We start from the raw sequence: 10,208 nt of genomic DNA on the forward strand, positions 1-10,208 counted from the left end.
CACCCCCACCGGTCCGCCCCGGCCGGGTGAGATCTGGTGGGCCGACGTCCCGTTCGCCGACGGCAGCGGCTCGAAGATCCGCCCCTGCCTGGTGCTGCGGGCCGATGGCCGGAGCGCCGAGGTGCTCAAGATCACCAGTCAGGACAAGAGCGGCCGGGACGACCACGTCCGCATCCCCACCGGCGGCTGGGATCCGGACGCCGAGCACGACAGCTGGCTCGACCTCGCCGAGCCCCTGCCCGTGCCGACGGGCGACTTCTCGCGTCGCGCCGGCTCCTGCGACCCGGAACTGTGGCGGCAGGTCCGGCGACTGCACGGCCGGCGGAGCCCGGCCTGACCGGACGGGCCTGCCGCCAGCGGGGGTGTGCCGGGAATCTGATCAGTCCCAGGTCGCGCCGAGGGCGGTGAGCTGGTCGGCGTACTCGATCCTGGTGGGCCAGCCGGTCGGCCAGGCTCCCATCCCGTGGACGGCGCCGAGGAAGGCACCGGCCAGTGCGGCGATCGAGTCGGAGTCACCGGCGGTGGTGGCACCCCGGGCGAGCGCGGTGACCGGGTCGTCCGGATGCCGCAGGGCGCAGAGCAGCGCGGTGGCCAGGGCCTCCTCGGCGACCCAGCCCTCACCGGTGTGCCGGCAGGGGTCGTCGCCGTCGTCGGGTCGGCCGAGGGCGAGGTCGAGCCGGTGCAGCGCGTGCAGGCACTCGTCCCAGCCCTGGGCCATGAACTCCGCCGGGGAGTCCACGCCCGGGCGCCGCCACAGGTCACCGAGCCAGTCACCCCGGTAGACCCGGCGCTGCTCCCGGGCCCGCGCGGTGAGCAGCGCCGGCAGCTGCGCCAGGCCCGCGCCGTCGCGCAACAGGCGCACCGCGTACGCGGTCAGCTCGCTGGCCGCCAGCCCGGTCGGGTGGCCGTGGGTCAGGCCGGCCTGGAGCTGTGCCAGCCCGGCCAGGGTGTCCAGGTCGACGTCGAGCAGCCCGACCGGGGTGACCCGCATGTTCGCCCCGCACCCCTTCGAGCCGGCCACGGTCGCCTCCTGCCAGGGGCGCCCCAGAGCCAGCTCGCCGCAGGCCCGCAGGCAGGTCATGCCGGGTGCCCGGTTGTTGTCCGGGCTGGCCGCCCAGTCCAGGAAGCGCCGGCGCAGCAGCGGCTCGACCACCTCCGGCCGGTACCCGGGCGCGTCGTGCAGCGCCCACGCCACCGCCAGGGCCAGCTGGGTGTCGTCGGTGACCAGCGCCGGGTCGCCCACCAGGTCACGCGGGCCGGTTGGGCCGTACCGGAGGTGGATCTCGGCGAGGGTCAGGAACTCGGTCGGCTTGCCCAGGGCATCGCCGTAGGCGAGGCCGAAGAGCGAGCCGGAGGCGCGGCGGAACGAGGAACCGGTCACGCCCGTGATCATGCCGGTCGTCCGCAACCCCACCAAGCCCACCGGGCAACGTGCCAAGCCCGCCCATGCGCAGGCCACCCCGGCCCGCACCAGCCGTGACCGAGCTGGCGGATCACTCCCAGCAGAGGCAGAACGGGTGGCCGGCCGGATCGGCGTACACCCGGAAGCCCTCCCCTCGCCGGGCAGCCTGCGGGCGCCCAGGGCGAGCGCGGCCCGTTCCGCCGCCTCGATGTCCTCGACGGTGACGTCGAGGTGGAGCTGCTGCGGCCGCTGCGGATCCGGCCAGGTCGAGGGGCGAAGGCGGCCAGGGCGCGCGGATCCGGGCAGTCGATCACCATCGAACGCAATCGTCCAATCATGTCGGTCCTCCTGCCCACCGGCAACGCCGGAGAACGTCACTCCTCGGACAGCCGCCGACCGGCCTCCCGACAGGCGGCGAGGACCGCTCGGGCGTACCCCGGGGTGGCCCCGGCGAGGCCGCAGGCCGGGGTGACCACCACCTGCTCGGCGAGCCGGTGGCGGGGGAAGCCGAGACGGTCCCACAGCGTGCGCACCCGGTCCGCGACCTGGGCCGAGGTGGGTGCGCGACCGGCCGGCGGCGCCACCGCGGGCGCGGCCCCGGCCAGCAGCCCGAAGCCGGCGTCGATCGCCTCGCCGAGCGGGTCGAGGTCCGTGACCAGGTCGAGGTCCAGCGCCACCCCGATCGCCCCGGCCGACCAAACCAGCTCCACCGGCACGTCCGGCGCGCAGCAGTGCACCAGGGTCGGCACCCCGGCCGCGTCGATCACCTGGCGCAGCAGGGCCCGCGCGACCTCGGACTCCACCGGCCGGTGGGCGCCGAAGCCGCTCTCCGTGGGCACCCGGCCGGCGAGCACCGCCGGCAGGGACGGCTCGTCGAGCTGGAGCAGCACCGTCGCCCGGGGCAGCCGGCGGGCCACCGCCTCGACGTGCCGGCGCAGCCCCTCGGCGAGCGAGCCGGCGAGATCCCGAACCGCGCCCGGATCGCGCAGCATCCGCCCGCCGATCGGCAGCTCCAGCGCGGCGGCCAGGGTGAACGGCCCGGCGGCCTGGACCTTAACCGGCCCGGCGTACGTCTCGGCCTGCTCGGCGAGCTGGTCGAGGTCGCGTTCCATGAGGTCGCGGGCGCGGCGAAGATCCCGTCCCGGCCGGAGCGCGATCCGCCAGCGGCCCGCGTACAGCTCGACCGGCAGCTCCACCAGCAGCCCTCCGGCCCGGCCGATCAGGTCGGCGCCGGGACCCCGGGCGGGCAGTTCGGGCAGGTGGGGCAGGGCGGGCAGCTCGCCGAGGACGATTCGCTGCGCCTCGGCGATGTCGGTGCCGGGCAGCGAACCGACGCCGGTGGCGGCGCCGGCGGGCCAGGGCCAGGATTGGTCGGTCACGGCCGAAGGGTATCGGCTCCGCGTCGGCCTCGTCCCCGGCCCGGGTCCCCGCCGGCGCGGTCAGCCGGTGATGGTGGCCGAGCCGAGCACCACGTCGCCGGCCGGGTCCGGCCGGTACGCCACGATGGCCTGGCCGGCGGCAACCCCGCGGACCGGCCGGCGCAGCTCGGCGTGGAGGGCGTCCGCCTGCAGCGTCACCGTGGCCGGCGCCGCGTCGCCGTGGGCGCGTAACTGCACCTCGCACTCGATGGGCGCGGTGGGCCGCGCGCCGCCGGTCCAGATCGGACGGGTCGCCCTCACCCGGGAGACCTCCAGCGCCTCGGCGGGGCCGACGGTCACGGTGTTCGTCTTCGGCGTGATGGAGAGCACGTAGCGGGGGCGGCCGTCCGGGGCGGGCCGGTCCAGGCGCAGGCCGCGCCGCTGGCCGACGGTGTACTGGTATGCGCCGCGATGGCTGCCGACGATTGTGCCGGTGAGCGCGTCCACCACGTCGCCCGGCGCCTCGCCCAGCCGATCGGCGAGGAAGCCGCGGGTGTCGCCGTCGGCGATGAAGCAGATATCGTGCGAGTCCGGCTTGTCGGCCACGGCGAGACCCCGCCGGGCGGCCTCCTCGCGCACCTGGGCCTTGGTGGCGTCGCCGAGCGGGAAGATCGACCGGTCGAGCTGCTCGCGGGTCAGCACCGCCAGCACGTACGACTGATCCTTGGCGAGGTCGACGCTGCGGCGCAACAGTCCGTCCGAGCCCAGCCGGGCATGGTGGCCGGTGACCACCGCGTCGAAGCCCAGGGCCACGGCCCGGTCCAGCACCGCCGCGAACTTGATCTTCTCGTTGCAGCGCAGGCAGGGGTTCGGGGTACGGCCGGCCGCGTACTCGGCGACGAAGTCGTCCACCACCTCGGCGTGGAACCGTTCGGCCATGTCCCAGACGTAGAACGGTATGCCGATCACGTCGGCGGCGCGGCGAGCGTCCCGGGCGTCCTCCAGGGTGCAGCAGCCGCGCGCCCCGGTGCGGTACGTCTGCGGGTTGCGGGCCAGCGCCAGGTGCACCCCGGTCACGTCGTACCCGGCCTGCACCGCCCGCGCCGCCGCCACGGCAGAGTCCACTCCGCCCGACATGGCCGCCAGCACCCTCACCGACACACCCCCTTCACCCGTTCGAGCCTAGCCCGCCCCACGGGGCGTACCCGCCCGGGTGTCAGCGGGGGGTCCGGAGGGCGGCAGCGCGGCGGGCCCGCTCGACGGCGATCGGGAGGGCCGCGATGAGGGCGTCGACCTCGGCGGCGGTGCTGGTGTGGCCGAGGGTGAAGCGCAGCGAGGAACGGGCCCGGTCATCGTCCGCGCCCATCGCGATCAAGACGTGCGACGGCTGCGCCACCCCCGCCGAGCAGGCCGAGCCGGTGGAACAGGCGATGCCCTGGGCGTCGAGCAGGAGCAGCAACGCGTCCCCCTCGCAGCCGGGGAAGGAGAAGTGCGCGTTGCCCGGCAGCCGGTCGGTCGGGGCGCCGTTGAAGACCACCTCCGGCACCGCCTCCCGGACCCGCCGGACCAGGTCGTCGCGGAGCGCGGCGACCCGGGCGGCGTACTCCTGCTGGCCCTTCACCGCGGCCTCCACCGCGACGGCGAAGGCGACGATGCCGGCGGTGTCGAGGGTGCCGGAGCGCACGTCCCGCTCCTGCCCGCCGCCGTGCAGCAGCGGGACGGCCGGCACGTCGCGGGCCAGCAGCAGCGCGCCGACCCCGGTCGGACCGCCGAGCTTGTGGCCGGTGACGGTCAGCGCAGAGACTCCGCTGGCGGCGAAGTCGACCGGAATCTGACCGACGGCCTGGATCGCGTCGGTGTGAAACGGCACCCGGTGCTCGGCCGCCACCGCAGCCAGCTCGGCCACCGGTTGGACGGTGCCCACCTCGTTGTTGGCCCACATGGCGGTCACCAGGGCGACCCGGTCGGCGTGTGCGGTCAACTCCGCACGGAGCCGATCCGGATCCAGCCGGCCGTCGCCGTCGACCGGCAGCCAGCCGACCTCGGCGCCCTCGTGGCCGGCGAGCCAGTCCACCGCGTCGAGCACGGCGTGGTGCTCCACCGCGCTGGAGACCACCCGGCTGCGCCCCGGCGCCGCGTCGCGCCGAGCCCAGAAGATGCCTTTCACCGCCAGGTTGTCACTCTCCGTGCCGCCCCCGGTGAACACCACCTCGGACGGGCGGGCACCCAGCGCGGCGGCGACCCGCTCGCGGGACTCCTCCACCCGCCGCCGGGCACGCCGGCCCGCCGCGTGCAGCGACGACGCGTTGCCGACCTCGCGGGCCGTGGCGACGTACGCCTCCAACGCCGCGTCGAGCATCGGGGTCGTCGCCGCGTGATCCAGGTATGCCATCGCCGTTCAGCGTAACGGCCGCGAACCGCCGGACCGGACGCCGGACCACCGCCCACGGCGAATCCCCCGCGCGTTCCGGGGTATGACGAGGTCTGGCTGGCCGGCGGGTCGGCTCAGCTCCCCGACCCGCCGGTCGGCTCCCTTCCCGCCGCCATCGCCCGGCCCGGTTGTCAACCGAGCCGACGACCGAACGGGCCGAACCGCTTGTCCAGTCCCACCACGGCGGAGACCGCCAGGGCGATGCCGAGGATGCGCAGCCACGCGCCGGCGTCGATCGGGGCCGTCCGGAACAGCGTGTTCATCACGGGCAGATAGGTCAGCGCCGCCTGGGCGAGGGCCTGGACCAGCACCCCGCCGATGAGCCAGCGGTTGCTGAACAGCCCCAGCCGCCATGGTGAACGGCTCAACGACCGGCAGCTGAACAGGTAGAACGCCTGCACCGTGACGAACAGGTTCACCGCCGCCGTCCGGGCCTCCGGCAACTCCGCCCCGGCGGCCTGTTCCCACACGAACAGCCACCAGGCGCCCGCGACAAGCAGGACGGAGACCAGCAGGATGCGTACCACCAGAGCCGCGGTGAGCAACGGCTGGGCCGGATCGCGCGGCGGACGGTCCATGATCCACGGCTCCTTCGGCTCGAAGGCGAGCGTCAGGCCGAGCAACACGGCGGTCGTCATGTTGATCCAGAGGATCTGACTGGGCAGGATCGGCAACACCGTGCCGAACACGATCGCGGCGAGGATGACCAGCCCCTCCCCGGCGTTCGTGGGCAAGGTCCAGGTGATGAACTTGGTCAGGTTGGCGAAGACGCCGCGGCCCTCCTCCACGGCCGACTCGATGGTGGCGAAGTCGTCGTCGGTGAGCACCATGTCGGACGCCTCCTTGGCCACCTCCGTACCGCTGCGTCCCATCGCCACCCCGATGTCGGCCTGGCGCAACGCTGGGGCGTCGTTGACGCCGTCGCCGGTCATCGCCACCACCTGCCCCTCGGCCTGCAACGCCTCCACCAGCCGGAGTTTCTGCTCGGGAGACACCCGGGCGAACACCGCCGCCCGGGCCACGGCCGCCGGGCGGTCCGCGTCGGAGACCTCCGCCAGGTCCACGCCACCCAGCACCTCGCCCGGCCCCGGCTCGCCGGCCAGCAGCCCCAGGCGTACGGCGATGGCGCTCGCGGTGGCCCGGTGGTCACCGGTGATCATCTTCACCGCGATGCCGGCCCGTCGGCACGACTTGATCGCGTCAGCGGCGGCTGCCCGGGGTGGATCGAGCATCGCCTGCAACCCGGTGAAGACCAGCTTGCCGGGCAACGCCTCCTCCGCCAGCTCCTCGTCGCCGTCGACGTGCCGCAGCGCGGTGGCCAGCACCCGAAGGCCCTCGCCGGCCAGCGTCCCGGCGGCGGTCAACACGGCGGACCGGTCCAGCCCGATCGTGCGACCGTCGGCATCGAGGGCCGCGCCGCACCACTCGACCAGCCGTTCCACCGCGCCCTTGACGAGCACCACCCGCCCGCCGTCACGCCGATCGTGCATGGTCGCCATGAACTGCCGCTCGGAGGTGAACGGAATCTCCGCCACGCGGGGCAGGGCCTCGGCGATCTCCTCGGCGCGGAGCCCGACCTTGGCGCCCACCACCAGCATCGCACCCTCGGTCGGGTCGCCGAGCACGGCCCACCGCCCCTCCCGCTCGTCGAGCCGGGCGTCGTTGCAGGCGACGCCGGCCAGCAGCGACCAGCGCAGCGCGCCCTCCTCCCCGGTACGGGCTGGTCCCCCGTCCGGGTCGCTGATCTCCCCGACGGGGGTGTAACCACCGCCGCTGACCTCGTACCGGCCGCCGACGGTCCACAGCGCCCGCACGGTCATCTGGTTCTCGGTGAGGGTGCCGGTCTTGTCGGTGCAGACCACCGTCGTGCTGCCGAGGGTCTCCACCGCCGGCAGCCGCCGGATCACCGCCCGGCGCCGGGCCATCCGCGCCACCCCGATCGCCAGCGTGATGGTCACCGCCGCCGGCAGGCCCTCCGGGATCGCCCCGACCGCCAGGGCCACCGCGGCGGTGAAGGTCCGCCCCGCCTGTTCCCCGCGGGCGAGCCCGACGGCGAACGTAACCGCCGCGAGCACCACGATCGCCACGGTGAGCACCCGGCTGAAGCGGGCCAGCTTCGCCGTCAGCGGCGTGTCGAGGACCTGCGCGCCGCCGACCAGGCGGTGGATGCGGCCCAGCTCGGTCTCCGCCCCGGTCGCCACCGCGATGCCGGCCCCGGACCCGCCGGTGAGCAGGGTGCCCGAGTAGAGCACGTTGCCACGGTCGGCCACCGGCGTCTCGTCCGGCACGGCGACCTCGTCCTTGCGTACGGGCAGCGACTCGCCGGTCAGTGCCGACTCGTCCGCGCGCAGCTCGTCGGCGCGGGCCAGGCGCAGGTCGGCGGGGACCTTCTCACCCGCCTCGACCAGCACCAGATCGCCGGGGACGATCTCGTCGGAGGGGACCTGCCGCTGTCGTCCGCCCCGCACCACCCGTGCCTCGGTACGCACCATCCCCCGCAACGCGTCCAACGCCGCCTCGGCCTTGGACTCCTGGAGGAAGCCGATCGCGGCATTGACCACCACCACTCCGGAGATCACCGCGGCGTCGACGTACTCGGCGAGCAGCAGGGTGACCACGCCAGCGGCGATCAGGATGTACACCAGCGGGTTCTGGAACTGCCGGAGCAGCCGGCGCAGGGGGCCGCCGCGCGCCGCCGCGGGCAGCACGTTCGGCCCGAACCTGGTAAGGCGCCCGGCGGCCTCGTCGTCGGTCAGCCCGCGGGTGGTGTCGGTCTCCAACAGCAGCACGACCTCGTGCACGGCCAACGCGTGATGACCGCCTCCGGGGCTCCTGGCCGGCATGGCGCGCTCCTCGTTCCGACACCTGTCCGGGGGGTGCGCGGGGGGTGCTCCGCCATCGTCGCAGCTCGGTAGGCCGGACGGGCCGTTCCGGCCCGATTGCCGGGTCGCCACACGCCGAGGGCCGGGAACCGACTGGCGGTCCCGGCCCTCGGCGGCTGGTGTTCAGCTCACCTACGCTTACGGATCTCCTCCGCGGCCTGCGGCACGACCTTGAACAGGTCGCCCACCACGCCGAAGTCGGCCAGCTCGAAGATCGGGGCCTCGCCGTCCTTGTTCACGGCGACGATCGTCTTCGAGGTCTGCATGCCGGCCCGGTGCTGGATCGCGCCGGAGATGCCCAGCGCGACGTAGAGCTGCGGGGAGACGGTCTTACCGGTCTGACCGACCTGGAACTGGTGCGGGTAGAAGCCGGAGTCGACGGCCGCGCGGGACGCGCCGACAGCGCCGCCGAGCAGGTCGGCCAGTTCCTCGACCAGCTTGAAGTTGTCGGCGTTGCCCACCCCGCGACCGCCGGAGACGACCACGCCGGCCTCGGTGAGCTCGGGGCGCGAGCCCTTCTGCTCGGCGACCCGGTCGACGACCCTGGCGAGCTTGTCGGTGTCGGTGACCGAGGCGACGAGCTGCTCGACGGCGGGGCTGGCCGCCGCCGGGGCCGGGGTGACCGAGTTGGGCCGTACGGTGACCAGCGGCAGACCCCTGGTGACCTTGGACTTGACGATGGTGGAACCGGCGAAGGCGACCTGGGTCGCGGTGCCGTCGGCGTCCAACCCGACCACGTCGGTCAGGACGCCGTTGTCCAGCTTGACGGCCAGGCGGGCCGCGATCTCCTTGCCCTCCTGCGACGAGGCGAGCAGCACGGCGGCCGGCTGCACCCGCTTGACCAGGTCGGCCACGACGGTCGCCTTGGGTGCCACCAGGTAGCCGTCGATCTCCTCGCCCTCGGCGGCGTAGATCTTCTCCGCGCCGTACTCCCCCAGCCTGGCGCTCAGCGCCTCGGCGGCGCCGACGCCACCGAGCACCACCGCGGCGGGGGTGCCCAGCTCGCGGGCGAGGGTGAGCATCTCCAGGGTGACCTTCTTGACGCCGAACTCCCGGGTGGCTTCGACGACGACGAGAACCTCAGACATGTCCAGACCTCTCACACGAACTTCTCGGTGGCGAGGAACTCGACCAGCTTGACGCCGCCCTCGCCCTCGTCGGTGATCTTGGCGCCGCCGGATCGCGGCGGGCGCTTGGTGTGCTCCAGCACGGCGCTGGTCGCGCCGTCGAAGCCCACCTCGGTCGGGGCGACGCCGAGGTCAGCCAGGGAGAGCGTCTGCACCGGCTTCTTCTTGGCGGCCATGATGCCCTTGAAGGACGGGTAGCGCGGCTCGTTGATGGTGTCCCAGACGGAGACCACGGCCGGGGTCGAGGCGGTGACCACCTCGTAGCCCTCCTCGGTCTGCCGCTCCACGGTCAGGGTGGCGCCGTCGACGGTGAGCTTGCGTGCGCCGGTCAGCGCGGCGACACCGAGACGCTCGGCGAGCATGTGCGGCATGACCTGGACCCGACCGTCGGTCGACTCGGCACCGCAGAGCACCAGATCGGCGTTGAGCTGCCCGAGGGCGGCGGCGAGCACCTTCGAGGTCGCCACGGCGCAGGACCCGTGCAGGGCGTCGTCCACCACGTGCACCGCCTTGTCCGGACCCATGGAGAGCGCCTTGCGGATCGACTCGGTCGCCCGGTCCGGACCCATGGTCAGGATGGTGACCTCGCCGCCGTGCGCCTCCTTGATCTTCAACGCCTCTTCGATGGCGTACTCGTCCATCTCGTTGATGACGTTGTTCGCCGAACCGCGGTCGACGGTGTTGTCGTCAGGACGCAGGTTGCGGTCCGCGCCCGAATCGGGCACCTGCTTGACGAGTACGACGATGTTCATCGCGTTTCGACGACCCTCCTGTTGGTGTGGCGACTGCTCGCCCGGTCACGGGCGCAGCCTCGCGCGTCCGCTGACGCCCGGTCAACCGCGGGCTGTGGTGCACTTGCCCACGGCGCAATGTTACCTGTCAGTAGCATCGCCTCCCCGGCCACCCAGAGTGACACAGCTCACCCACTCCGCCCCAACTCTCGCCCTCGGCGGGCGACGGGCCCGCCCCGGACGAGCAGCATGACCCCCCGCTCCACACTCCCCGCTC

8 protein-coding genes and 1 pseudogene are annotated in these 10,208 nt (G+C 73.9%); 1 reads left to right on the forward strand and 8 read right to left on the reverse strand.

The annotated features are described in order from the left end of the window. Nucleotides 1-337: type II toxin-antitoxin system PemK/MazF family toxin (locus E1193_RS26070; protein ID WP_132185830.1), on the forward strand; the 337-nt coding region annotated here is incomplete at its 5' end. Nucleotides 338-379: 42 nt separating this feature from the next. Here E1193_RS26070 and E1193_RS26075 read toward each other — a convergent pair. The 8 genes and pseudogenes from E1193_RS26075 to E1193_RS26110 all read right to left on the reverse strand — a co-directional run bounded on the left by E1193_RS26075 (nt 380) and on the right by E1193_RS26110 (nt 9,952). Continuing rightward, nucleotides 380-1,390, reverse strand: a complete 1,011-nt coding sequence (locus E1193_RS26075) for an ADP-ribosylglycohydrolase family protein (RefSeq protein WP_243707908.1) — start codon at nt 1,388-1,390, stop codon at nt 380-382. Between the two features lie 225 nt (nt 1,391-1,615). Further along, nucleotides 1,616-1,780, reverse strand: a pseudogene (locus E1193_RS33450) (VOC family protein); the annotation flags it as partial. After that, nucleotides 1,777-2,781: a methionine synthase gene (locus tag E1193_RS26085; protein ID WP_132185832.1), complete on the reverse strand. Its 1,005-nt coding sequence runs from the start codon at nt 2,779-2,781 to the stop codon at nt 1,777-1,779. The gene E1193_RS26085 and the pseudogene E1193_RS33450, both read right to left, overlap by 4 nt. 60 nt (nt 2,782-2,841) lie before the next feature. After that, a complete protein-coding gene (gene mnmA / locus E1193_RS26090) occupies nt 2,842-3,915 on the reverse strand; it encodes a tRNA 2-thiouridine(34) synthase MnmA (protein ID WP_132185833.1) in 1,074 nt (357 codons plus the stop codon). A 61-nt stretch (nt 3,916-3,976) separates the two neighbouring features. Next, entirely contained in the window at nt 3,977-5,152 is a 1,176-nt protein-coding gene (locus tag E1193_RS26095) for a cysteine desulfurase family protein (protein WP_132185834.1), read from the reverse strand. A gap of 170 nt (nt 5,153-5,322) precedes the next feature. Beyond that, nucleotides 5,323-8,034, reverse strand: coding sequence for an HAD-IC family P-type ATPase (locus E1193_RS26100; protein ID WP_132185835.1), 2,712 nt, complete (start codon nt 8,032-8,034; stop codon nt 5,323-5,325). A 167-nt stretch (nt 8,035-8,201) separates the two neighbouring features. Next, complete coding sequence (locus tag E1193_RS26105; protein WP_132185836.1) at nt 8,202-9,161, reverse strand: electron transfer flavoprotein subunit alpha/FixB family protein; 960 nt, start codon at nt 9,159-9,161, stop codon at nt 8,202-8,204. An 11-nt stretch (nt 9,162-9,172) separates the two neighbouring features. Further along, entirely contained in the window at nt 9,173-9,952 is a 780-nt protein-coding gene (locus tag E1193_RS26110; protein ID WP_132185837.1) for an electron transfer flavoprotein subunit beta/FixA family protein, read from the reverse strand. Between the last annotated feature and the right edge of the window lie 256 nt (nt 9,953-10,208).

It is taken from the genome of Micromonospora sp. KC606 (assembly GCF_004348675.1).
Lineage (GTDB): Bacteria > Actinomycetota > Actinomycetes > Mycobacteriales > Micromonosporaceae > Micromonospora.

Bases quoted from the DNA above. Each gene is read 5' to 3' on its own strand.
- E1193_RS26095 (WP_132185834.1), bottom strand. From the start codon at position 5,152: ATGGCATACCTGGATCACGCGGCGACGACCCCGATGCTCGACGCGGCG.
- E1193_RS26100 (WP_132185835.1), bottom strand. From the start codon at position 8,034: ATGCCGGCCAGGAGCCCCGGAGGCGGTCATCACGCGTTGGCCGTGCAC.
- E1193_RS26110 (WP_132185837.1), bottom strand. From the start codon at position 9,952: ATGAACATCGTCGTACTCGTCAAGCAGGTGCCCGATTCGGGCGCGGAC.
- E1193_RS26105 (WP_132185836.1), bottom strand. From the start codon at position 9,161: ATGTCTGAGGTTCTCGTCGTCGTCGAAGCCACCCGGGAGTTCGGCGTC.